The 23,771-nt window shown below is 60.9% G+C and carries 25 protein-coding genes; 15 read left to right on the top strand and 10 right to left on the bottom strand.

Annotation, left to right across the window (positions count from 1 at the left end; all coding sequences use genetic code 11):
• Positions 1-10: 10 nt before the first annotated feature.
• Positions 11-916, bottom strand: a complete 906-nt coding sequence (locus tag R6254_RS11640) for a LysR family transcriptional regulator (RefSeq protein WP_318406959.1) — start codon at positions 914-916, stop codon at positions 11-13.
• A 210-nt stretch (positions 917-1,126) separates the two neighbouring features.
• On the opposite strand from R6254_RS11640, the gene R6254_RS11635 reads away from it, so the two are divergent.
• From R6254_RS11635 to R6254_RS11585, 11 genes are all read left to right on the top strand, one after another.
• A complete protein-coding gene (locus tag R6254_RS11635; RefSeq protein ID WP_318406956.1) occupies positions 1,127-1,480 on the top strand; it encodes a cyclophilin-like fold protein in 354 nt (117 codons plus the stop codon).
• A 79-nt stretch (positions 1,481-1,559) separates the two neighbouring features.
• Entirely contained in the window at positions 1,560-2,699 is a 1,140-nt protein-coding gene (locus tag R6254_RS11630) for an alpha/beta hydrolase (RefSeq protein ID WP_318406954.1), read from the top strand.
• A complete protein-coding gene (locus R6254_RS11625) occupies positions 2,699-3,919 on the top strand; it encodes an MFS transporter (RefSeq protein WP_412103152.1) in 1,221 nt (406 codons plus the stop codon). The genes R6254_RS11630 and R6254_RS11625 overlap by 1 nt, the downstream gene beginning before the upstream one ends.
• 319 nt (positions 3,920-4,238) lie before the next feature.
• A complete protein-coding gene (locus R6254_RS11620) occupies positions 4,239-5,738 on the top strand; it encodes a sigma-54 interaction domain-containing protein (protein ID WP_318406952.1) in 1,500 nt (499 codons plus the stop codon).
• A 145-nt stretch (positions 5,739-5,883) separates the two neighbouring features.
• On the top strand, positions 5,884-7,074 hold the full coding sequence (locus tag R6254_RS11615; RefSeq protein ID WP_318406950.1) for a substrate-binding domain-containing protein: 1,191 nt from the start codon (positions 5,884-5,886) through the stop codon (positions 7,072-7,074).
• A 156-nt stretch (positions 7,075-7,230) separates the two neighbouring features.
• Positions 7,231-8,007, top strand: coding sequence for an ABC transporter ATP-binding protein (locus R6254_RS11610; RefSeq protein ID WP_318406948.1), 777 nt, complete (start codon positions 7,231-7,233; stop codon positions 8,005-8,007).
• Positions 8,004-8,729, top strand: a complete 726-nt coding sequence (locus tag R6254_RS11605; protein ID WP_318406946.1) for an ABC transporter ATP-binding protein — start codon at positions 8,004-8,006, stop codon at positions 8,727-8,729. Before R6254_RS11610 ends, R6254_RS11605 begins: the two co-directional genes overlap by 4 nt.
• Entirely contained in the window at positions 8,726-9,706 is a 981-nt protein-coding gene (locus R6254_RS11600) for a branched-chain amino acid ABC transporter permease (protein ID WP_318406944.1), read from the top strand. Before R6254_RS11605 ends, R6254_RS11600 begins: the two co-directional genes overlap by 4 nt.
• A gap of 10 nt (positions 9,707-9,716) precedes the next feature.
• The gene (locus tag R6254_RS11595; RefSeq protein WP_318406943.1) at positions 9,717-10,793 is read left to right on the top strand and encodes a branched-chain amino acid ABC transporter permease; all 1,077 of its coding nucleotides are present in this window, start codon (positions 9,717-9,719) and stop codon (positions 10,791-10,793) included.
• Positions 10,794-10,851: 58 nt separating this feature from the next.
• Positions 10,852-11,994 carry an ABC transporter substrate-binding protein gene (locus tag R6254_RS11590; RefSeq protein WP_318406941.1) on the top strand — a complete coding sequence of 381 codons (1,143 nt, stop codon included), beginning with the start codon at positions 10,852-10,854 and terminating at the stop codon, positions 11,992-11,994.
• A 47-nt stretch (positions 11,995-12,041) separates the two neighbouring features.
• Positions 12,042-12,914 carry an alpha/beta fold hydrolase gene (locus R6254_RS11585; RefSeq protein WP_318406939.1) on the top strand — a complete coding sequence of 291 codons (873 nt, stop codon included), beginning with the start codon at positions 12,042-12,044 and terminating at the stop codon, positions 12,912-12,914.
• 125 nt (positions 12,915-13,039) lie between these two features.
• On the opposite strand, the gene R6254_RS11580 is transcribed toward R6254_RS11585, so the two are convergent.
• From R6254_RS11580 to hemH, 5 genes are all read right to left on the bottom strand, one after another.
• Positions 13,040-13,471, bottom strand: coding sequence for a GNAT family N-acetyltransferase (locus R6254_RS11580; RefSeq protein ID WP_318406937.1), 432 nt, complete (start codon positions 13,469-13,471; stop codon positions 13,040-13,042).
• Positions 13,472-13,554: 83 nt separating this feature from the next.
• A complete protein-coding gene (locus tag R6254_RS11575; protein WP_318406935.1) occupies positions 13,555-14,004 on the bottom strand; it encodes a hypothetical protein in 450 nt (149 codons plus the stop codon).
• 316 nt (positions 14,005-14,320) lie between these two features.
• Positions 14,321-14,542, bottom strand: coding sequence for a SlyX family protein (locus R6254_RS11570; RefSeq protein ID WP_318407090.1), 222 nt, complete (start codon positions 14,540-14,542; stop codon positions 14,321-14,323).
• A gap of 20 nt (positions 14,543-14,562) precedes the next feature.
• Positions 14,563-14,796: a hypothetical protein gene (locus tag R6254_RS11565; RefSeq protein WP_318406933.1), complete on the bottom strand. Its 234-nt coding sequence runs from the start codon at positions 14,794-14,796 to the stop codon at positions 14,563-14,565.
• Positions 14,797-14,821: 25 nt separating this feature from the next.
• Positions 14,822-15,925, bottom strand: coding sequence for a ferrochelatase (gene hemH / locus R6254_RS11560; RefSeq protein WP_318406931.1), 1,104 nt, complete (start codon positions 15,923-15,925; stop codon positions 14,822-14,824).
• A 19-nt stretch (positions 15,926-15,944) separates the two neighbouring features.
• Here hemH and R6254_RS11555 point away from each other — a divergent pair, with 19 nt between their 5' ends.
• Both R6254_RS11555 and R6254_RS11550 read left to right on the top strand, forming a co-directional pair.
• Entirely contained in the window at positions 15,945-16,655 is a 711-nt protein-coding gene (locus tag R6254_RS11555) for an HAD family hydrolase (protein ID WP_318406929.1), read from the top strand.
• Positions 16,652-17,290 carry a glutathione S-transferase family protein gene (locus R6254_RS11550; RefSeq protein ID WP_318406927.1) on the top strand — a complete coding sequence of 213 codons (639 nt, stop codon included), beginning with the start codon at positions 16,652-16,654 and terminating at the stop codon, positions 17,288-17,290. Before R6254_RS11555 ends, R6254_RS11550 begins: the two co-directional genes overlap by 4 nt.
• A gap of 76 nt (positions 17,291-17,366) precedes the next feature.
• Here the strand turns inward: R6254_RS11550 and R6254_RS11545 are convergent, their stop codons facing one another.
• The 4 genes from R6254_RS11545 to R6254_RS11530 form a co-directional block, all read right to left on the bottom strand.
• Positions 17,367-17,873 carry a hypothetical protein gene (locus R6254_RS11545; RefSeq protein WP_318406926.1) on the bottom strand — a complete coding sequence of 169 codons (507 nt, stop codon included), beginning with the start codon at positions 17,871-17,873 and terminating at the stop codon, positions 17,367-17,369.
• 20 nt (positions 17,874-17,893) lie between these two features.
• Positions 17,894-18,565 (bottom strand): C39 family peptidase, encoded by a 672-nt coding sequence (locus R6254_RS11540; protein ID WP_318406924.1) that lies wholly within the window; start codon positions 18,563-18,565, stop codon positions 17,894-17,896.
• Between the two features lie 11 nt (positions 18,566-18,576).
• Complete coding sequence (locus R6254_RS11535) at positions 18,577-18,945, bottom strand: hypothetical protein (protein WP_318406922.1); 369 nt, start codon at positions 18,943-18,945, stop codon at positions 18,577-18,579.
• Positions 18,946-19,026: 81 nt separating this feature from the next.
• Entirely contained in the window at positions 19,027-20,490 is a 1,464-nt protein-coding gene (locus tag R6254_RS11530) for a hypothetical protein (protein ID WP_318406920.1), read from the bottom strand.
• Between the two features lie 609 nt (positions 20,491-21,099).
• On the opposite strand from R6254_RS11530, the gene R6254_RS11525 reads away from it, so the two are divergent.
• Positions 21,100-22,419, top strand: a complete 1,320-nt coding sequence (locus R6254_RS11525) for an acetate kinase (RefSeq protein WP_318406918.1) — start codon at positions 21,100-21,102, stop codon at positions 22,417-22,419.
• 10 nt (positions 22,420-22,429) lie between these two features.
• Positions 22,430-23,770, top strand: coding sequence for a sigma-54 interaction domain-containing protein (locus R6254_RS11520; protein ID WP_318406916.1), 1,341 nt, complete (start codon positions 22,430-22,432; stop codon positions 23,768-23,770).
• The last annotated feature ends 1 nt before the right edge of the window (position 23,771 follow it).

The following is a 23,771-nucleotide window of genomic DNA, read 5'->3' as shown; positions in this document are numbered from 1 at the left end:
TCGGATGGACTTATTGGCGGCTTTTTGCATCCAGCCGTAAAGCCTGTAGCACCAGAGAAAAGGCTGGTGATGGCTGGCGCCTGCTGGGGTAGTACAGGTGATAGCCAGCAAATGGCGGACACCAGTCCTCCAGTGCGCGCACCAGGCGGCCTTCTTCGATGTGTGACCCCAGCTCATCGTCTGGTAGCAAAGCGATGCCCAGCCCTGCCAACGCAGCATCGACTTGGGGTGGTGCGGTATTAAAGATTAGCGGGCCATCTACGCGCACATTGACCTGCTTGCCCTTGCGTGAAAAATCCCAGACGTACAAGCCACCCGACGTGGGCATCCGTTGGTTGATGCAGCGGTGCATCATCAGATCGGATGGTTTTTTCGGAAGAGGGTTGATAGCAAAGTAGCCCGGTGACGCCACCACGGCCATGCGAAGCGGTGGGCCGATGGGCACGGCAATCATGTCCTTGTCTATGGTGTTGCCCATGCGGACGCCTGCATCAAAACGATCCGCCACGATGTCGCGGAAACCGTAGTTCATGTCGAACTCCAGCTTGATGTCCGGGTGCTCACTCAGAAGCGGCATGAGTTTGGGCAGTAGCGTGGTGTGCATCACGTTGTCACCACAGGTAATACGCACTGTGCCTGCGGGCTTGTCGCGCAACTCGGTCAAAGCATCGAGCTCGGCTTCAATCTCGTCAAAGCGGTGACCGATGGCCTGCATCAGTCGCTCACCTGGCGGCGTAGGCGAGACGCTGCGTGTTGTGCGCGTGAGCAATCGGATTTTTAACCGCTCCTCCAACCCGCGTATTGTTTGACTCAACGCCGATTGGGTCACGCCCAGGATGGCAGCGGCCCGGGTAAAGCTGCCTTCGCGTGCCACCGTAACGAAGGCCAAAAGGTCATTGAGATTGCGTCGCGCCATGGTTCATACGTCCCAATTGATTAGTAATGCTAATAAAGCTATGTAGTATTCATTATCTAGTCAAATCGCAGGGTGCTAGGCAAACTTCATGCCATGGCAAAGAGCATTCGCATCCACTCCCTCCGCAAGCGTGCATTGGCTTGGGGTGCCTCTGCGTTGGCCCTGGCATGCGCACTGACAACCACTCACACATTCGCACAGCAGGTCCTTATGAAGCTTCGTCTACATGTCGACGGCGAGATCGTCACCGCAACGCTTAACGATAGCGCCGCCGCGCGTGATTTCGCAGCGTTTCTGCCCCTTTACCTGACGCTGGAGGACTATGCAGTGGTTGAACGCATCTCCAGTCTGCCGGGCAAGCTGTCCGTGGCGGGTTCAGCTGCGGGCATGACCCCCAGGACGGGCGACATCACCTACTACGCCCCATGGGGCAATCTGGCGATCTTTGTGGGCAACGATGCGTATGCGCGCGGGCTTGTGCGACTTGGCAAGGTGGATGCAGGCCTGCCCGCGTTGCAACGATCAGGGCCGCTGAAGGTTCGCATTGAGCGAGCCAAAGATTGATTGTCATACGCAGGAACGCGTGCGCTATCCGCTTTCTTATTCATCCATTTCATCCTCAATAGGAACATCAAATATGCACATGACACTCGACACCGGCCACGCGGCCACAGAAGAACTTATCAGCTCAACGTCGGCTCGGCGCGATTTCCTGAAGAAGGCCGGCACCGGCGCGGCTGCATTCGGCGTCCTGTCAGCCACTGGCGGCGCGGCTTTCGCTGCCGGTGCGCAGACGACTGCCAACACGGCCAATGGTGCGGACAATTTCTACAAGAGCGACAAAGTAGCCGTGCAGAAGGTCACTTTTAAGAACCAGTACCAAATGAAGGTCGCCGGCAACCTCTTCACTCCCCAAAATCTGGATAGAAGCAAAAAGAGCCCGGCGATTATTGTTGGGCACCCGATGGGCGCCGTGAAGGAGCAAAGCGCGAATCTGTACGCCACAAAAATGGCCGAGCAGGGATACATCACGCTGTCACTCGATCTTTCTTTTTGGGGGGAGAGCGATGGCCAGCCACGCAACGCCGTTGCGCCGGATATCTATGCCGAGGATTTCAGTGCCGCCGTGGACTTCCTGGGAACCCGGGCATTTGTTGACAACAAACAGATTGGTGTCATTGGAGTTTGTGGCAGCGGCAGTTTCGTCATCAGTGCAGCAAAGATTGACCCCCGCATGAAAGCCATCGCCACGGTCAGCATGTATGACATGGGCGCTGCCAACCGCAATGCGCTCAATCACTCGCTGACACTTGAGCAAAGAAAGAGAATTATTGCCGAAGCAGCGGAGCAACGCTATGCGGAGTTTGCTGGTGGTCAAATCAAATACACCGGCGGAACTGACCATGTACTGAATGAAAAAACGCACCCCATTCAGCGCGAGTTTTATGACTTCTACCGTACCCCCAGAGGCGAATACACGCCTAAAAGCTCATCGCGACAGCTTACGACGCACCCGACGCTCACCAGCAATGTCAAGTTCATGAACTTTTACCCGTTCAATGACATTGAGACGATTTCTCCTCGCCCCATGCTCTTCATCACGGGTGACCAGGCGCATTCCAAAGAGTTCAGCGAAGACGCCTACAAACTCGCCGCCGAACCCAAGGAGTTGCACATCGTCCCCGGTGCTGGTCATGTGGACCTGTATGACCGCGTGAACCTGATTCCCTGGGACAAGCTGACGACGTTCTTCGGGAAGCATCTCATACAAGCAAGCGCCTGATGACGGCTCAAGTGCTTAACGCCTCCCCGGGCAGCGCTTCCGTCGAGCACGACGAGGCTAGACCCGCCCACTGGGGCGGGGTCTTTGCGATGACGTTATGCGTTTTCGCGTTGATTGCCTCGGAGTTCATGCCCGTCAGCCTGCTGACGCCGATAGCTTCCGATCTCAAGGTCACCGAAGGCCTGGTCGGGCAAGGCATCGCCATATCCGGCGCCTTTGCGGTACTCATGAGTCTGTCCATTTCGGCTGTCGCCAGCAGGATCAACCGCAAGGCGCTGCTGCTGTCTCTGACGGCGATGATGTGCCTCTCCGGGGCCATCGTCGCGCTCGCCCCCAACTACCTGACCTACATGGCTGGTCGGGCACTGCTCGGCGTCGTCGTGGGCGGCTTCTGGTCCCTGTCGGCGGCCACGGCCATGCAGCTTGTGCCCGCCGATCAGGTGCCTCGCGCTCTGGCGATCTTCAATGGCGGCAATGCTCTGGCCACAGTGGTTGCAGCCCCGCTGGGCAGCTATCTTGGCGCGACCATCGGCTGGCGCGGCGCCTTCTTCTGTCTCGTGCCGATAGCGCTGATCGCGTTTGCCTGGCAATGGTTCAGCCTTCCCTCAATGGAGGCCAAGCAGCGCGCGCCTGGTTCCAGCAACGTTTTCAGGCTGTTCAAGAGCCGGTTGGTGACGCTCGGCATGCTGGCTGTCGGGGTGTTCTTCATGGGACAGTTCGCGCTATTCACCTATCTCCGGCCGTTCCTGGAAGCGGTGACGAGGGTCGACGTGTCCACGCTGTCGCTCATCCTGCTGGCGGTGGGCGTCGCGGGTTTCATCGGCACCACGGTCATCGGCCGGTTTCTGAAGATGGGCTTCTATGGCACGCTGACGATCATCCCGGTTGTGATGGCCGCGATCGCGGTGACTCTCATCGCCGTTGGTGCTTCGGTGCCCGCCGCGGCGGTACTGCTGGGCGTCTGGGGCCTGGTGGCCACTGCCGCGCCCGTTGGCTGGTGGACCTGGGTGGCAAAAACGCTACCGCACAACGCCGAAGCTGGTGGTGGGCTGATGGTCGCCGTGGTTCAGCTCGCCATTGCGCTGGGCTCCACGGTCGGTGGGGTGTTGTTCGACAGGAGTGGCTACCAGAGCACGTTTACGGTGAGTGCGGTCTTGCTGCTGATCGCCGCCCTGCTGGTCTTTTTGACTTCGCGCGCAGACCAGGCGCAGACGGTCTGATCCTCTACAAACCGGACAAAGAGTATTTCAATACTGGAAAGCATTTGGCGCCCATGGGGTGGTCTCTTCTCACCCCTCGTCGTCCATGCTTTGTCGCCAGCACGCGCTGGTGATCCGGCAACAGAAAAAATTGATTTTTGCAGGCTGGTTGACGTAGCGAAAACCCACTTTTGGGCCCGAATCAGACATTCTGAGGCTTTTTCGCTGACTATCGATTGTCAAACATCGTCGATAGTTTCATATCGAATGCCGGGTAAAAACGTGGCGCGGAGTTCCAACTAGCCCATCGATTGAACCGGAGGGGCGTTACCATTCCTGCATGCAAGCGCCTGATACCCCGACGACCGGCCTGCCGCGCGATGCCCAGAGTATTCTGGAGCTGGCCGCGCGGTCCATGTTTCAGCTTTTTTCCAGCATCAGCCAGGGCATGTTCCTGGTGGACCGGACCGGTCGCATCGTCTGGGTCAACGAAGGTTACAAGCGGTTTTTGCCCGCATTAGGCTTTTCTTCGGTGGACCAGTTCGTCGGCCACATGGTCGAAGAGGTCATCCCCAACACCCAGATGCGGCGCGTGCTGGAAACCGGTGAGCCTTTCCTGATCGACTTGCTGACCAACCGCGCCGGCACCTTTGTGGTCAGCCGCATTCCGCTGCGCGATGAGAGTGGTGGTGACGTGATTGGTGCCATCGGCATCGTGTTGTTTGACCACCCCGAAACCACCTTGCAGCCGCTGATCAGCAAGTTCGCCTTGCTGCACCGCGACCTCGACGATGCCCGTCGCGAGCTGGCCAGCCAGCGCCTGCAGTCGCCGGGTCAGCGCCAGTCCAAGTACACCTTTGCGAGTTTTGTTGGCACCAGCCCGGCCGCGGTCGAGGTCAAGCGCCAGGCGCGCCGCGCCGCCCAAACCTCCAGCCCGGTGCTGCTGCTGGGTGAGACCGGTACCGGCAAGGAGTTGCTGGCCCACGCCATCCATGCGACCTCCAGCCGGGCGCGTGGCCCCTTCATCAGCGTCAACATCGCAGCCGTGCCCGACACCTTGCTGGAAGCCGAGTTTTTCGGCGTGGCGCCCGGCGCTTATACCGGCGCCGACCGCAAGGGGCGCGACGGCAAGTTCAAGCTGGCCGATGGCGGTACGCTGTTTCTCGACGAGATCGGCGATATGCCGCAGGCGCTGCAGGCCAAGCTGTTGCGCGCCTTGCAGGAGGGCGAGATCGAGCCGCTGGGCTCCAACAAGCTGATCCCTTTTGACGCGCGCCTGATCGCCGCGACCTCGCGCGACCTCGCGGCACTGGTGCGCGAGGGCAAGTTCCGCGAAGACCTGTTTTACCGGCTCAATGTCTTGCCCGTGCGGGTGCCGCCGCTGCGCGAACGTCGCTCCGACATTCCGGCGCTGCTGGACGTGCTGGGTGAGGAGATGGCGCTGCGCAGTGGCGACCGGCAGCCCGAGCTGGCGCCCGATGCGCTGGCCTTGCTGTCGGCCCAGACCTGGCGCGGCAATATCCGCGAGTTGCGCAATGTGCTGGAGCAGGCGGTGATGCGCAGCGACTCGCAAAACATAGGCCGCGCCCAGTTCGAAGAAGTGCTGAAGGCCGCGGGCATAGAACGTATCGCACCGGAACCGATGGCGGCGCTGGAGAGTGCGGACGCGGCGGCGTCGGACCCCCTGCGCCCCTTGGCCGAGCAGGTCGCCCAGGTCGAGCAGCGCGCGATTGCCGCGGCCATGGCAGCGACCGGTGGCAACAAGCTGGCGGCTTCGCGGCTACTGGGTATTTCGCGTGCCAAACTCTACGAACGTCTGGATAACCCTGTATTAAAATAATGCAATTGTCTAAAAACAAGACAATAAAATTGTATAAAAATAATACATATCTTTAAGGTTAATAAAAAACCCTATAGATATCAACGATGTACGGCTGGCACGACATGTGCAATCATGGTGCACAGCCCACAACAGGAGACATTTCATGCATCGTCGCACCTTGATCGCACTCAGCGCGGTCGCCACCGCCCTGATTTCCACCACCGCTTTCAGCCAGACCGCGGGTGAAGTCCGCATTGGCCACATCTACAGCAAGACCGGCCCACTTGAGGCTTATGGCAAACAAACCGCCACCGGTTTCATGATGGGCCTGGACTATGCCACCGGCGGCACCATGACCGTGGCCGGCAAAAAAATCGTCGTGATTGAAAAAGACGACCAGGGCAAGCCCGATCTGGGCAAGTCGCTGCTGGCCGCCGCTTATTCGGACGACAAGGTGGACATCGCCGTCGGACCGACCGCTTCCGGCGTGGCACTGGCCATGTTGCCTGTGGCTGAAGAGTACAAAAAGATTTTGCTGGTCGAGCCTGCCGTGGCTGATTCGATCACCGGCGACAAGTGGAATAAATACATCTTCCGCACCGGCCGCAACAGCAGCCAGGACGCAATCTCCAACGCGGTGGCCATCGACAAGGCCGGTGTGATATTGGCCACGTTGGCGCAGGACAATGCTTTCGGCCGTGATGGCGTGAAGGCTTTCAAGGACTCGGTCAAAAAATCCAAGCTGGTGCATGAAGAATACCTGCCGGCCGCCACCACCGACTTCACCGCCGGTGCGCAGCGCCTGATCGACAAGCTGAAAGACCAACCCGGCCGCAAGATCATCTGGATCGTCTGGGCTGGTGCCGGCAACCCGTTCAAGATCGCCGACATGGACTTGAAGCGTTATGGCATCGAGATCGCCACCGGCGGCAACATTCTGCCGGCCATGACCAGCTACAAAAACTTCCCCGGCATGGAAGGCGCAGCGTATTACTACTTCGGCATTCCGAAAAACCCGATCAACGACGCCATGGTGGCCCAGCATTACAAGCAGTTCAAGACACCCCCTGACTTCTTCACCGCCGGTGGTTTCTCGGCTGCGATGGCCATCGTCACCGCGCTGAAAAACAGCAAGGGTGATGCCAGCGCCAATACGCTGATCAAGACCATGGAAGGCATGAGTTTTGACACACCCAAAGGCAAGATGACTTTCCGCAAGGAAGACCACCAGGCCATGCAAAGCATGTACCACTTCAAGATCAAGGTGGATCCGGCTTTTGCCTGGGGCGTGCCTGAACTCGTGCGCGAGATCAAGGCTGAAGAGATGAACGTTCCTATCCGCAACAAACGCTAAAACAGCGTGCTCGGCTACTGCGCGCGCCGATAGCGGCGTTGCGCAGTGCTCGAAATCCTCACGTACCTGAGTACGTTCCGGTTCCTGCGCGCTGTGCGCCTTGCTCTCGACCCGCTCGCTACGCCGCTCCCACTGTTTTAGGGGAGCCCAAGAAATATGCTTCAAACAAACGAACTCACGGTCCGCTTCGGTGGCCATGTGGCGGTGAATGCTGTCAGCTGCCGCTTTGCGCCTGGCACCTTGACCGCCATAGTTGGCCCCAACGGCGCCGGCAAAACCACCTATTTCAACCTGATCTCGGGCCAGTTGCCGGCCAGCAGTGGCACGGTCACGCTCAACGGTGAGGATCTCTCCGGCAAAAGCGCCTCGGCACGCACACGCGCCGGCCTGGGCCGGGCCTTTCAGCTGACCAATCTGTTCCCCAACCTGACGGTGCTGGAGAACGTGCGCCTGGCGGTGCAGGCCACCAGGTCGGGGCGGCATCGCCATGGTTTGAACTTGTGGAGCATCTGGAGCGACCACAAGGCGCTGGTGCAACGCGCCGAAGAAATCCTGGACGTGGTGGCCATGAACGACAAGGCCGGCATGCCGGTGGCCAGCCTGCCGCATGGCGACCAGCGCAAGCTGGAAGTCGCCTTGTTGATGGCGCTTGAGTCGCAGGTCTTTATGTTCGACGAACCGACCGCCGGCATGAGCACCGACGAGGCGCCTGTGATTCTCAATTTGATCCGCCAGCTCAAGCAGGACAAGACCAAAACAATTTTGCTGGTGGAGCACAAGATGGATGTGGTGCGTGAACTGGCCGATCGCATCATCGTGCTGCACAACGGCTCGCTGGTGGCCGACGGCGAACCGGCCGAGGTGATTGCCTCGCCGGTGGTGCAGGAGGCTTATCTGGGTGTGGCGCCCGCATCGCAAGGGGAGGGCGCATGAATACAAATCTGTTGACGCTGGAAGGTGTGCACACCCACATAGGCGCGTACCACATCCTGCACGGTGTGGACCTGGCCATCCCGCGCGGGCAACTGACCATGCTGCTGGGCCGCAACGGCGCTGGAAAAACCACCACGCTGCGCACCATCATGGGTTTGTGGCAGGCCTCACAGGGCAAGGTCAGCTTCAACGGCAAGGACATCACGGCACTGAACACGCCGGATATTGCCGCTCTCAACATCGCCTACGTGCCCGAAAACATGGGTATCTTTTCCGACCTCACGGTCAAGGAAAACATGTTGTTGGCCGCGCGTAAAGCCAGCCGGGCCAGCCAGATGGATGAAGCCCGGCTCAAGTGGATTTTCTCGCTGTTCCCCGCGGTGGAGAAGTTCTGGAACCACCCGGCCGGCAAATTATCGGGCGGGCAAAAACAAATGCTGGCCGTGGCTCGCGCCATTGTGGAGCCGCGTGAACTGCTGATTGTGGATGAGCCCAGCAAAGGCCTGGCCCCGGCCATCATCAACAACATGATCGACGCCTTTGCGCAGCTCAAGGCTAGCGGCGCCACGATTTTGCTGGTCGAACAAAACATCAACTTCGCCAAACGCCTGGGTGACACCGTGGCCGTGATGGACAACGGCCGCGTGGTGCATGCCGGGTCCATGAAAGAACTGGCTGAAGACGCGGCGCTTCAGCAATCCCTGCTTGGATTGGCATTATGAAAACAGATTTCGACTGGAAACCCCTGGCCCTGGTGCCTTTGCTGGCCGTGGGTGTGTTGCCTTTTATCGGTTCGGGCTCCACCTGGCTGACGCTGACCGTGGCCGGCCTGGCCATGGGCATGATCATCTTCATCATCGCGTCGGGCCTGACCCTGGTCTTCGGCCTGATGGACGTGCTCAACTTCGGCCATGGCGTGTTTATCGCACTGGGTGCATTTGTCGCCACCAGCGTGTTGGGTGCGATGAGCGACTGGACCGGCTCGCAAGAGTTGTGGCGCAACCTGGTGGCCGTGTTGCCGGCCATGCTGATTGCCATGCTGGTGTCGGCGGCCGTGGGCCTGGCCTTTGAGCGTTACATCGTGCGGCCGGTTTATGGCCAGCACCTGAAGCAGATTCTCATCACCATGGGCGGCATGATCATCGGTGAAGAACTGATCAAGGTGATCTGGGGTCCGGCGCAGATTGCGCTACCGCTGCCCGAAGCCATGCGTGGCGCAGTGCTGGTCGGTGATGCAGCGATTGAAAAATACCGGCTGATTGCCGTGGTGGTGGGGCTGGTGGTGTTTGCGCTCTTGGTCTGGACCTTGAGTCGCACCAAGATTGGTCTCCTGATCCGCGCCGGTGTGCAAGACCGCGAGATGGTCGAGTCGCTGGGTTACCGCATCCGGCGTTTGTTTGTCGGCGTGTTTGTGGTCGGCAGTGCGCTGGCCGGCCTGGGCGGCGTGATGTGGGGCATGTACCAGCAAAACGTGATTCCGCAAATGGGCGCACAGGTCAACGTGCTGATTTTTATCGTCATCATCATCGGTGGTCTGGGTTCCACCGGCGGTGCGCTGATAGGCGCTTTGCTGGTTGGTCTGATGGCCAACTACACCGGTTTTCTGGTGCCCAAGGTGGCGCTGTTTTCCAACATCGTGCTGATGGCCGCCATCTTGCTCTGGCGTCCCCAGGGCATCTACCCCGTGACCAACCGCTGAGGACAGACCCATGAACAAACTCCTCACACGTCTGGTCTCCAACGACTTTCCGCGTAACCGCGTGCTGGCCGTGATTCTGGTCGGCCTTTTGCTGGCGCTGGCTTTTGCGCCTTTCCTCTTCCCCGGTGTCAAGGCGCTCAATGTGGCGGCCAAGGTGCTGGTGTTTGTGGTGCTGGTCGCCAGTTTTGACCTGCTGCTGGGCTACACCGGCATTGTCAGTTTTGCGCACACCATGTTTTTCGGCATTGGGGCTTACGGCATCGCCATCGCCACCACCCGTCTCGGCGCCACCTGGGAGGCGCTGGCCGTGGGCCTGCTGTGTTCACTGGCCCTGTCTTTTGTATTGTCACTGGCGGTGGGCCTGTTTTCTCTGCGGGTCAAGGCCATCTTTTTCGCCATGATCACGCTGGCCGTGGCCTCGGCCTTCCAGACCCTGGCGTCGCAGTTGTCGGAGTTCACCGGCGGCGAAGACGGTTTGACCTTCAAGGTGCCCGAGCTGCTGTCGCCCAGCATGGAGTTTTTCGAGCAGCCTTTCATGGGTGTGTCCATCGACGGCAGGCTGTTGTGTTATTACCTGCTGTTTGTGGTCGCGCTGGTGTCGGTGCTGAGCCTGCTGCGTATCGTCAACTCGCCTTTCGGCCGCGTGTTGCAGGCCATTCGCGAGAACGAATTCCGCGCCGAAGCCATCGGTTACCGCGTGGTGGTGTACCGCACCACTTCCAGCATCTTGTCGGCGTTGTTCGCCACGGTGGCCGGCGCCATGCTGGCGCTCTGGCTTCGCTACAACGGGCCGGACACCTCGCTGTCGTTTGAAATCATGATCGATGTGTTGCTGATCGTCGTGATAGGCGGCATGGGCACGATTTACGGTGCGGCCATTGGTGCGGCGCTGTTCCTGGTGGCACAGAGTTACCTGCAGGACTTGCTGCGCCTGGGCAGCGAAGCCGCGGCCAGCCTGCCGTGGCTGGCCGCCTTGCTTTCGCCGGACCGCTGGCTGCTCTGGCTGGGCCTGCTGTTTGTGTTGTCGGTTTATTACTTTCCCACCGGTGTGGTGGGGCGGCTGCGCGCCGTCAGTGTCAAGGGATAACAAGGAATGCACCGCATTTCACCGCCTGGACACAGGCACCACCAGCAGGAGACAGCGCATGAAGACAACCTTCAGGACATGGACCCGACAGACGGCCGCGGCGTTGGTGTTGTGGGGGCTGGCAGGGGTCGCCACTTCCGCTGAACTGGTGATTGGCCAGGTGGCGCCGCTGTCGGGCGTGCTGGCCAGCACCGGGCAACAAATGGTGGTGGGTGGCAAGATTTATTTCGACCACATCAATGCGCAGGGCGGCATCCATGGCGCGAAGATCCGGCACGAGGTGCTGGACGACGGTTACAAAGTGCCTGAGACCGTTCGCCTGACGCGGGAACTGCTGGCCAGACCCGAGGTGCTGGCACTGTTTGGTTTTGCCGGCACCGCCAATGTCACGCAGTTGCTGACCGAGGGTGTGCTGGAGGCCGGCGGTGCCGCGCTGGTCGCGCCTTACACCGGCGGCGAGTCCTTACGCAATCCTTTCAATCCCTGGATTTTTCATGTGCGCGCCGGTTATGCCGACGAAGCCGAACACATGGTCCAGCAGGTGACCACCTTGGGTATGCGCCGCATTGCCGTGATGTACCAGGACGACGGTTTTGGCAAAGCCGGCCTGCTCGGTGTCGAAAACGCCCTGGCCAAACGCAATCTGAAGCTGTCCGTTGCGGCCGGTTATGAACGCAACACCGACAAGGTGGAAGAGGCCGTCAAAAAGATCAAGGCCTCGGACGCGCAGGCCATCATCATGATCTCGATCAACAAGCCGACAGCCGCGTTTGTGAAGCAGTACCGCGAAAGCGGCGGCGGCGCGCAGCTGTACAACATCTCGGTGGTGGACCCGGCTGAGCTGGTCAAGCTGGCCGGACTGAAAAATGCCCATGGCCTGGGCATCAGCCAGGTCGTGCCTTACCCCTATTTGCCCAACACACCGGTGGTGCGTGAGTACCAGGCGTTGCTGAAGAAATACGCGCCCACGGAACTTGTCAACTACACCAGCTTTGAAGAGTTTGTTGGTGCCAAGGTGCTGGTCGAAGCCCTGCGCCGCGCCGGCCCCAACCCGACACGTGCCAAGGTGCTCAAGGCCCTGGAAAACATGGGCAGTTACGACACCGGCGGCGTCACCCTCAGTTATTCGCCCAGCAACCGCATCGGCTCGCGTTATGTCGAGGTGACGGTGATTGGCAGCACCGGCAAGTTGCTGAAATAAGCGCCGCATCGCCTTTCAAAATAATTCATCACAGAGAGACCCGCTTCATGTCCTTCACATCCCACTACTTGACCTGCGCAGGGCGGGAAATTCATTACACCGAATGGGGTGCTGAACACAGCGCCACCGTCATCGCCTGGCACGGGCTGGCGCGTACCGGGCGCGACATGGATGAGCTGGCCGCCCATCTGAGCACGCGTTACCGCGTGATTTGCCCCGACACGATTGGGCGTGGCCTGAGCCAGTGGAGCCCGGATCCGAAAAACGAATACCGGCTGTCGTTTTACGCGCGGATTGCGGCGGATCTGTTTGACCAGCTGAAGATTGAAAAAGCGCACTGGGTGGGCACCTCCATGGGCGGCGCCATCGGCACGGTCTGCGCATCCGGTCTGTTCGAGCCGGGCATGAAGCAGCGTATCCAAAGCCTGGTGCTGAATGACACGGCGCCGAAAATTGCCGATGCGGCGATAGAACGCATTCGCTCTTACGCCGGCAACCCGCCCGCGTTTCACACCATGCGGGAGCTGGAAGCGTTTCTCCGGCAGGTCTACAAACCGTATGGCTGGCTCAGTTGCATCCAGTGGCGACGTATGGCGGAGACGTCCATGCGCCGCCTGCCCGACGGCCGGGTGACGCCACACTACGACCCGGCGATGGTGCAACAGTTTTCCTACCACCCCGACGACTACCTGATCTGGGACCACTACGACGCGCTTTCGCTTCCCGTGTTGTGCCTGCGGGGCGCCGAGTCCGACCTGGTGCTGCGCGAAACCACGGCCGAGATGTTGACACGCGGGCCAGGCGCCGCCGGCTTGACGCAGGTGGTCGAGATCGAAGGCTGCGGCCATGCGCCAGCGCTGAATGTGGCGGATCAGCTGGAGCGGGTGGCGGCGTTTATTGATGCCGCAAACGAAGCCTGATTCGCTACTGTATTGATAGCTGTTTGCGCCCAATCCGTAAGGGCTGGAGGCCGATTTAATGCCTAAGTGCAAGGGGGTCTTGCCTTGGCTGGTCATCGCGGGTTTGACCCGCAAGCCCTGGCGGCTCAGGCTTCGTCGATGTAACCGCGCTTGAAAGCCAGCGCCTGATCCTCAAAAATCGCCATCGCGGTGGTCATGCGTTGGAAGCCGAACTTGCGATAAAAAGGCTCTTTGCCTGGCACGGCGTACAGGATGATTTTTTTGTGTCCGCTGGACAACTCCACCAGTCGGTTGACGATCTCTTTGCCCAAACCTGTGCCCTGGTTACTGGGCAAGACAGCGACGTCGCAAATGTAAGAACAATCCACACCATCGGCCAAGGCCCGGCCCACACCGACCAGCTTGCCGTCTTCGTAAGCGAAACACTTGAACAGGCTGTTGGTGAACGCGGTCTTCAGCCCGGCAGGGTTTTTGTTGCCAAGAGGCGCGGCGTGGTAAAGCGCGGTGAGTTCGTGCCAGTCGATGTTGGCGAGCTGCTGGGTCCAGGTGATGGGCATGGTGTTCTTCCAGAGAGGCTCAACGTAGAGTTAAGTGGCTTGCTCGGCTGTTTGCGCAGCTTCGTTTGAACGCCGGATGAGCCCTATTTTTTTGGAACATTGACTCCCTCGATGAAATTTTTTGCCGGACTCTCAAGTTGCTCGTCGAGAGTCTTTCCACGATGCGAATAGGCAGCAAGGAAGCCAAGGTCTTGTTGTGTTGGGTGGCGACAGTACAAGGAAATAACCTGCAACTTTAGTTGATCTTTTCCGGTGGGCGTGACCGCCGCAGTATCGTCAAAGTCAATGGTGACGTCGACACAAGGATAGCCGCGACTCTCGGAGTATTGGTAACTGGACTTCACCTCTTGAAATCGGGGATTTGGATTCATGGTGGCGATGCGTTTCTTGACAAAATTAACAAACTCATCGTTGTCATTATTTAGCGGTGGTTTCTTAAAAATGATTACCTGTGCGCCATAAGTCTCATTGTTTTCGGCCCCCCCCTTTTTCCGAGCGAGATTCCATTGCTTGCTGAGCCAGTGATGACCCACCCTTCATCATCCGGGAAATACACATTCACGATATTGCTCGGAAACAATTGCTTTGGTGTAACTGGCTGCCCTAGAGATTGCGCATGAGTTACGTTGGCAATCAGGCAGCCGGAGATCAGAGCAAAAAGTATTTTTGCGATAGGCATATTGTTTGTGAAGTTCCGAGGGAATTTTTTGAAAGGCCTACCTTGGAGGTAACCGGCCTGTCGGAGGCAGGTCCGGTTGACCGAACAGGTCGACAGAAGGCCGTCAAACATCGCACGATTTTTGACTGGGAATCGGGATGGCAGATTCTTCACAAGAAGTGGGTAAATCCCTAAAAATGCGGCGGAAGATCATCCCGCAAGCTGCGGACCACGCCGCCCCCGCCATCCGCAGGTGCTTGCTGTTTCAGGTCGGCAATCTCGCGAATCAGGGCATCGATTTGCTGCTGTTGCCGCACGACGACCAGGTCGAGTTTGTCCAGCAGGTCTTCGGTGAAGCTGGCTTTGATTTCCAGCTCGGTCAGGCGTTGTTCGGTGTTGTGGGCTTGTTCCATGGGGCTATTGGACATGAATCTCAGGGCCGAGTCAGCGTGGCGGCGATCAGGGCTTCGTCGAGTACGGTGAAGCTCGTGTTGTGCCTGTCGGTGAGTGGGCCACCACCAGGCATCAGTTCACCGTTGGTGCCGTAACCGATTGCCTTGAACTTCCAGACGCCGTTGATCAATTTCAAATTGCCCACGTGAGCGCCCTGACGGTCCAGCACGCGGTAGACAGTTGCGTTGAGGGGGCTAAGGCTTAGTTCGGACAAGACAGGCAACTTCGTCAAAGAAAAACTACTGCTGGGCACCCAGCGTCAACGCGGCCGCACGGGAGGCGGCCAGGGCCTGCGCATCAGGCGTACCCTGCGTGGGCCAGCCGGCCAAGTGTTGCGTCGTGATGTCGCTGAGCGCGCGCAGCCATTCGGGGCTGTCGTTCAGGCATTCGATGTAATTGAAGGTTTTGCCGCCCGCCTCAAGAAACGCGTGGCGCGCTTCCATGTTGATTTCTTCCAGCGTCTCCAGGCAGTCGCCGGTGAAACCCGGGCACATCACGTCCACGCTGTGGGTGCCGGCCTGCGCCATGGCCACCAGCGTGGGCTCGGTATACGGTTCCAGCCATTTGGCCTTGCCGAAACGCGACTGGAAGGTCACCACATATTTCTCTTTGTCCAGGCCCAGTTGTTCGGCCAGCAGGCGCGCGGTCTTGTGGCATTCGCAGTGGTAGGGGTCGCCCAGGTGCAGGGTGCGTTCGGGCACGCCGTGAAAACTCATCAGTAATTTGTCGGCTCGGCCATGGGCTGACCAGTGGGTACGCACGCGTGCCGCCAGCGCGGCGATGTAGCCCGGGTGGTCGTGGTAGTGGTTGACAAAACGCAGCTCGGGCAGTCGGCGTACTTTAGCGGCCCAGCTGTACACCGCGTCGAACACGCTGGCGGTGCTGGTGCCGCTGTATTGCGGGTAGGCGGGCAGGATCAGGATGCGGGTGGCGCCTTCGGCCTTGAGTGCGTCGAGTTGCGAGGCGATGGAGGGCTGGCCGTAACGCATGGCGTAACGCACGGCCACCGCGTGGCCGCGTTCGCCGAGGTAGCCGCGCAACAGCAGCGCTTGTTTGGCGGTCCAGACTTTGAGGGGCGAGCCTTCCGGCGTCCAGATGCTGGCGTATTTGGAGGCCGACTTTTTGGGACGGGTGCGCAGGATGATGCCGTGCAGGATCAGCCACCAGATCGCCTTGGGGATTTCAATCACGCGGTGGTCGCTGAGAAATTGCGCGAGGTAAGGGCGCAAGGCCGCGGCGGTGGGGGCCTCGGGTGTGCCGAGGTTGCAATACAACACGGCGGTTGCGCTGGCGGTTTTGGCTGCTTGACCGTGTGTAAAGGTGGGTTCGGGGGAAAAAGACATGGGTTATTCTCCCCTACCTATGCTTGACCTGACAATTATTAAAGCCGTTTCTATTGACCTGGACGACACCCTGTGGCCAGTCTGGCCCGCCATTGAGCGGGCTGAGGTGGCCCTGGATGCCTGGCTGGGGCGCCACGCACCCATGACCGCCGCGCTGTTTGCCAACCCGTCGGCGCGCCACGATATTCGGGAGCAGATTGTCCGCACCCGGCCCGAACTCAAACACAACCTCAGCGCGATACGCCGCGAGGCGATCCGCCTGGCCTTGTACCGCTCGAAAGAAAACCCCTTGCTGGCCGAACAGGCGTTTGACGTGTTTTTTGAAGCACGCAACCAGGTCACGCTGTTTGACGACGCCTTGCTGGCGTTGGAATTTTTGTCGCAGCGTTACCCTGTGGTGGCGCTGTCCAATGGCAATGCCGATATCGCGCGTATCGGGCTGAGCCGCTACTTTCGCGCCTCCATCAGCGCGCAGGCCTTTGGGGTGGGCAAACCGGATCCACGGATTTTTCATGCAGCCGCCGGCGCGGTGGATGTCGCACCTGAATACGTGTTGCACGTGGGCGACGATGCCACGCTGGATGTGCTGGGCGGGATCAACGCCGGTATGCAGACCGCCTGGGTCAACCGGGCCGATCACTTGTGGACCCATGAGGCTCAGCCACACGAAACCGTCACCAGCCTGGAAGAGTTGTGCGACCTGTTCCGGGCCTCGGAGACCCAGCCATGACGCTCAAAATCTACGGCATCGCGGCCTCGCGTGCCTCACGGCCTTTGTGGGTGGCGCAGGAGCTGGGCCTGGACTATGAACATGTGGCCCAGCCTTACCAGGACGGCGCCACACGCACACCGGCTTTCCTCGCGCTCAATCCCAACGGCCATATTCCCGTGGTTGACGATGGCGGCGTGCTGGTCTGGGAGTCCATGGCTTGCGCGCTGTACCTGGCCGAACGTTTCAAGGGCGATGAAAAAACCTCTCTGGCGGCGCAGAACCACGCCGAACAGGCCGACATTTTGCGCTGGAGTTTCTGGACCGTGACCGAGTGCGAAAAAGACGCGCTGACTTTTTTGATGCACCGCGTGGCCATGCCCGAAGCGCGGCGCAAGCCCGAGCTGGCGGTGCAGGCCGAGCAGCGCCTGGCACCGGCGCTGCGTGTGCTGGAGCAGCATTTGCAGACCCGCAGCTATATCGCGGGCGAACGATTCAGCGTCGCCGACATTTGTGTGGCCTCGGTGCTGGCCTGGGTGCAACGCGCCGAGGCCATGGCGCAGTGCCCGCGGCTCGCCGACTGGCTGCAGCGCTGCCTGGCGCGGCCTGCGCAGATGCAGGTGCGGGCGATGGCACGGCGCGAGGTCAAGGTCTGAATCTGGCATTTCCTTAAGAAAAACAGGGCTCCAGCCCAGGCAGTGCGGGCGTAAGTAGCTATCTATTTGATAGTGATTAGCGTCCGCCAATGGCGTGGGCCAGGGCGTCGTTCACGGTCGCCTGGATGTTCATGTTCTTGAGCAGGCCCAGCGCATTGCTACTGGCGTTGATCACGGTCTGCTGAATGATTTGCTGGTTGTTCAAGCTGTTCTGGATGATGGTGGCAAAAGCCACACCCAGGGCATCCGGTGAGATGCTGTTGCCCGGACCGGTTTGCACCACCAGGTTCAAGGCCCCGAGCTGGCGTCCCAGCTGAGCCGCTTGCGCCGAGTTCAGTCCGGCGAGCTGGCCGAAGTTCAAACTGGTCTGGGCGCTCAGTTCGCCGTTGATATAGACACTGCGTGTGATCCCGAAACTCACCAGCAGCCCAGCCCCCAGGTCAAAACCGCCGCGCAGGTCGTCCAGGGTGCGGTCGCTCACGGTTTCCCAGAGCTCGCCCGTCGGCTCTTTATCGGCCGCTTGTGCCGAACCGGAGAAACCCGCGAGTAGCAGGAACAGGCTACCGGCGAGGCAGGTAGACAAAAGGGGCCTAGCGCTAGACATCAAAAATCTCCCGGCCCCAGCTTGGGCAGGGTGATGCTGTCCCGGCTGATGCCATGACCCAAAGGCGCGCGTGGCGCCACGCGCCAATCGGTTGCCAGGTTAAAACGGGCGGCCTCCATGCGGTTGTGCACTACAAACAGCAGGCGGTTGCTCCAGAGAGCCTCAAAATCCCGGCGCGGCAAGGCGCGTGTGCCCTGGGACGGATCACCGATCAGCACCCGGTCGGCCTGCAGGCCCTTGACCACGACGAAGTGGTGGTAGCCGTTGTCGTTGATCAGCACGATGGCCGGAACCTTGGCCTCGTTGAGTTTGTCCAGCGGCTGCTCGAAACCATCGGCCTCGAAGCCGCGCGATGCCAGAAAACGTTTCATGTCCAGCAGTGAAAATCCCTCGCTCTGGATCTTGCGCTGGTCGCCATGGCTATACATTTCTTCGAACACCGTTTGTTCGCTGACCGGCTGGCCGTAGTGATGTGTCAGCAGCGTGGCAATCGCCGCCGAGCCGCAGCTGAAGTCGTATTTCTGGATCAAGGTGCTGGCCAGGCGCGATTGCCGCAGGCTGGTGACCGGCAGGGCCACGTCGCCCATGGCGATGGATGGCAGGTAGGCGGTCTGGGCCGGCGACTGGCCGGCCCCCGCAAGCAGCGCGAAGCAGAGCAACAGGCCGCGCATGATGTTCACCTTCAGTTCATTTGCAGATGCAGGATCACGGCGCTTTGGATCAGCACATTCGCGCCGGAGTTCTGGATCACGACCGGCAGGCCGCTCATATTGGCAAAAGCGCCGGTGCTGATGGCGTTGGTGCCGGTGGTGACATTTCGGGCCGTGTTATCGGCCGTGGTGCCGGTCAGCGTCATGTCGTTGCGCACCAATTGGCTACCGCCGCGCAAGGTGTCAAGCACGGCGGGGTCAACTGGTGTGGCGAAGGCCGCCCCGCTCGAGGGGGCGGTGTTCACGCTGTCTTTGGTAACAGCTGTTTGCGCGAGCACAGGGGTCGCCAGTGCGAACAGCAAGACCAGGCCTATGGCCTGGCTACGTGTGTGCGATGTCATGGACTCTCCCTTCGGTCTGGGTCGCGGCACACCGTGCGGCCTGCCGGGATGGCAGGCCGCACGGTGATGGCCGATGGGGCCTTAGTGGACAGCCAGATTGGCTTGCACGTTCACACTTTGCTGAACCAGCGAGGAAATGCCGCTGTTCTGGTTCGCAAGCATGATGCCGGCCGCCGATTGTCCGACGCTGGTCATGGTGTTGGCCATGCTGAAGGTTCCGGCATTGACGGAGTTCATGCCGCCCGCACCGCCGGTGCCGCCTTGGCCCGTGCCGCCCGTGCCGCCCGCTGCCGTGTTGGTGCCGCCGCTGCCGGCGCCACCGGTGCCGCCCGTGCCGCTACCACCGGCGCCGCCGTTGCCTGCGGCGTTGTTGCCGTTGCTGGCGCTGCCATTGGTGGCGCTACCGTTCATGCTCGACCCGCCTGCGCCGCCCGTGCCTGCGCCGCCCATGCGGGTTCCGCCGGAAGTGCTGGTGGCCGCGCCGCCGCCGCCGCCTGCGCCGCCCGCGCCGCCTGCGCCCGTAGCGCCGCTCGCGCCGCCCGTGCCAGCCGTGCTGGTCCCGGAGCCCGCGCCGCCTGCGCCGCTAGCGCCACCGGCGCCTGCCGTGCCGCTCGCACCGCCGCTGCCGCCGGTGCCGCCGCCCGCGCCGCCTGCCCCTAGGCCACCGTTACCGCCCGCGCCAGCCGAGCCTGCCGCGGTGTTGCCCGAACCGCCGCCGCCGCCGCCGCCACCGCTCCTGCCGCCCAGACCTGAAGCCTCACTTTCGCTGCCGCCGCCGCGACCGCTGTCGCCGCTTGCACCGCCGCGTCCGCCGTCTCCGCCGCTGGATGAGGCCCTTCCACTTTCGCTTGAGCCGTTCGCGCCGCCGCCCGTGCCGCGACCGCCGTTACCCGCGTCGCCGGAACCGCCATTGGTGGCGCTACCGTGGGTGATGGCTCCGTTGGAGGCGCTGCCGCCGGCCGCACCCACCGCGCCTACGCCGCCGGCACCGTTGCCACCGGTGCCCGAGCCGGAAGCGCGGCCCCCTTTACCGGTGCCGCCTTCACCACCGTAGCCTGTGCCGCCATTGGCGTTGCCGGTGTTGTAAGCGTTGTTACCGATGTCATGCACCCTGTTGCCCGTGACCGTACCGTTGAGCGTGCTGATGGCACTAACGGTTGTGTGGTTGAAGGCGTTGCTGAAGGTGCCGGTGGAGCCATTGTTGAGTGCGGCAGAGCGCGCGGCGTTGGCCTGGGCCTGACCGGAATTCTTGTAGGCACTGTTGTCGGAATCGTTGTTGGTACTCTTGTTGTTGCCTTGGTCCGAGTTGTTCGAACTGTTCGTGCGGGTCGTACTCTTGTTGTTGGCTTGATCCGAGTTGTTTTGCGTTGCAGTGGAATTCTCGTTAGCCTGCGGCGAACTATTGCCGCTTTGCGTCGAGGTGGCTGTCGCGGTTTGGTTTCCGGTCGTTGCGCTGGTCGTACCGTCGGTACCGTTATTGGTCGGATTTGCCCATGCGGAAACAAATGCAAGGGCCATGGCTGAAGCCAGAAGTGTCTTCTTCATAATTCCTCCGGAGGTTGACGTTAGTTACAAGATCTTGGGTTGAGTTGCGTTTCCGCAAATCGGCCGCAGCGTGAGCAACTTCAATGCCAGGCTTCACGCCGCGTGTGTGAAGGCCTTGTCTTCGGCCGCAGGGCTGGTCGGGCGGGTTTGTTTCAAGGTGTGCAGGTGGCCAGACTGCCGCCGTGCCGGCCTGTTGTGGGCGCGAAGTGTCACAAGGGGTTGACGGTGGCAGGGGCTTGTGCGGGCCGCGGTGCTTGTCCATGGCTGTACAGGCTGACCCGCCATGAAGGCCAGGTGTCTCATGCCTGTGACAGATCCTTCGTGGCGGGCACGGCGGGACGCGGCGCTTCAGCTTCGCGCCATGCGCGGCCACGCCTTGTAGGGTTTGTGCTCAAGGGGTGTTGCAAGCAGTGAGGATCGGACTGCCACATTCCTGAGACAGTACCTCCGCCTGCATGCACGGAATTACTGGTGGTTGCAATTTGCAGCTTGCCACTCGCTGCTCGATGGACTTACGCTGCGGCTGAGTCCGACGAAAAAGAAAACAAAAGTACAAGCAAAGCAAAAAAATCGGAGCAAAACATGACGTACCTGAGGGAATTTTCCGTCATGGATAGCCTTGGCCAACACAAGGCGTGGACCTTGTTGGCCTGCTCCTCCCTGGTGATGTCCGGAGCGCTCGCGCAAGCGCAAGGGACGGCCGCCTCCAGGAACGCGAACAAGCGTATCGAGTTGTTGCAGCAACAGGTGTCGGAGCAAGGGCGGCAGATTGAGGCCCTGCAGCAACAGGTCATGGAGCAGGAGAACCGCTACCGCGACCAGCAGCGTGTCGAGAAGGAACGTGAGGAGGCACTGGCCGCCGCACGCTCCGAAGGCAAAGGGCAGGACGACAAAAAACAAGCTGCAAGCAACGAGCCGCCCGATGGCTCCACCCGTTCGGTGCGTGTCGGTGTGGCACCTGCCGCGGAAGCCCCGCCGCCCGCGGTGGCGCAGTTGTTCGATCAGCCCGGCATTCTCACGCCCCCCGGCCACTACGTGCTGGAGCCTTCGCTGCAGTACGGCTACTCGTCGAGCAACCGGGTGGCGCTGGTGGGCTACACCATCATCCCAGCCTTGTTGATCGGCCTGATCGATGTGCGTGAGGTCAAACGCAGCACGATCACGGCGGCCATCGCCGGCCGCTGGGGGTTGACCAACCGGCTGGAGGTCGAAGCCAAGCTGCCCTACGTTTATCGTTCCGATGCCACCATCAGCCGCGAGCTGTTCACCGGCACCGCGTCTGAAAGAGTTTTCAATGCCAACGGCAGTGCAATTGGCGACATCGAGTTGGGCGCGCGTTACCAGTTGAACCAGCCGCAGCCCAATGCACCCTACCTGATTGGCTCGCTGCGTTTCAAGACCCGCACCGGCAAGGACCCGTTCGAGGTGATAACCGATTGCGTGACGCGTTGTCTGGGCAACACCACGGGCACCGGCCTGCCGCTGGACTTGCCGACGGGGTCGGGTTTTTATTCCTTGCAAACCGGTCTGACCTGGCTCTTCCCTTCGGACCCGGCGGTGTTTTTTGGCGGCATCAGCTACACGCATAATTTTGGGCGCGACAACATCAGCCGCCTGGTGTTGAACGGCGAGAAAGAGTTCATCGGCTCGGTCAAGCCGGGCGGTATCGTGGGCATCAATTTCGGCATGGGCCTGGCGCTCAACGAACGCTCCTCCTTCAGTGTCGGCGTGGACCTGAATTCCATAGGCCGGACCCGGCAGAACGGTGTGCCGGTGGCGACTTCGGTGCGTACCCAGCTGTCGTCGCTGCTGCTGGGTTATTCCTACCGCTACAGCCCCAAGACCACCCTGAACGTGACCGTGGGCGCCGGGCTGACGCGAGACACGCCCGATTTGACGCTGACGGTCAGGATCCCCATGATGTATTAGCGAGCATGCCATGCCGATCCGAAACATCCTGTGTGTGACTTTGGGTGAGGACGCGGGTGGTGTGGCGCAACACCTGCTCGGCGGGGGCTGGCAGGTGGTGCAGGCGTCAGACCTGGCGGCAGCCAGCCGGATTCAAGCGCATCAGCATTTTCCTGTCAGTCTGCTGGTCATGGGCAAGGCGCGGGCCGTGCCGGATCGGCTGCTGGAGGCCTGCGTCAAGGCCTCGAATGGCTCGGAATGGGTGGCCGTGTGTGAGGCCCAGGCGCTGGAGTCGCCGGGTTTTCGTGACTTGGTGCTCAACTGTTTTTTTGACCATCAAATCCTGCCGCTGGACTGGCACGACCTGGCGCTGATGCTGGAACACGCCGGTCAGCGCGCCATGCTTCGCAGCCAGCACCACACCCACCTGCATGCGGCGGACACCCTGGGCATGGTGGGGCAGGGGCCGGCCATCACACGCCTGCGCGAGCAGATTCGCAAGGTGGCAGCGACGGATGCCCCGGTGCTGATAGGGGGGGAGAGCGGCAGCGGCAAGGAGTTGGCCGCACGCGCGATTCACCAATGTTCACACCGGGCGGCGGGTCCGTTTGTGGCGGTCAACTGTGGTGCCATCGCACCCACCCTGATTCATTCTGAACTGTTTGGCCACGAACGCGGGGCTTTCACCGGTGCGTCGGCGCAGCGGCACGGGCTGATCGAGACGGCCAATGGCGGCACGGTTTTTCTCGATGAAATCGGCGACCTGCCACTGGAGTTGCAGACGAATTTGCTGCGTTTTTTGCAGGAGAAAACCATCAATCGCGTGGGAGCGGTGCGCAGCCTGCCGGTCGACGCCCGTGTGGTGGCGGCTTCGCATGTGGACCTGGCCGAAGCCGTGGCCATCGGGCGTTTCCGCGAAGACCTGTTTTACCGCTTGAACGTGTTACCCATCGAGGTGCCGTCGCTACGCCATCGCATAGAAGATGTGCCCATCCTGGCCGAACATTTTTTCCAGTCCTGCGTGGGTGAAAGCGCGAGCCGGGTCAAGGGTTTTACCCGGCAGGCGCTGGCCGCGCTGACGGCGCACAGCTGGCCCGGCAATGTGCGCGAGTTATACAACCGCGTGCAGCGGGCGGTCATCATGACCGATCAGCGCCTGATCGCGCCCGCCGACCTCGGCCTGGCGGAATCGGACCATGCCGTGGGCATAGGGCTGGACGCGGCCCGCACCATGGCCGAGCGCGATGCGATCTGCCTGACACTGACACGTGTGGGGCGCAACATCACCCATGCGGCACGTGAGTTGGGGATTTCACGCATGACCTTGTACCGCCTGATGGACAAACACAGCATAGGCCAGAGTGTCGAATAAG

Source organism: Polaromonas potterensis (genome assembly GCF_033446725.1).
GTDB lineage: Bacteria > Pseudomonadota > Gammaproteobacteria > Burkholderiales > Burkholderiaceae_C > Polaromonas.
Note: the sequence above shows the minus strand (reverse complement) of the source record. Positions and strands in the feature narration are given on the sequence as shown.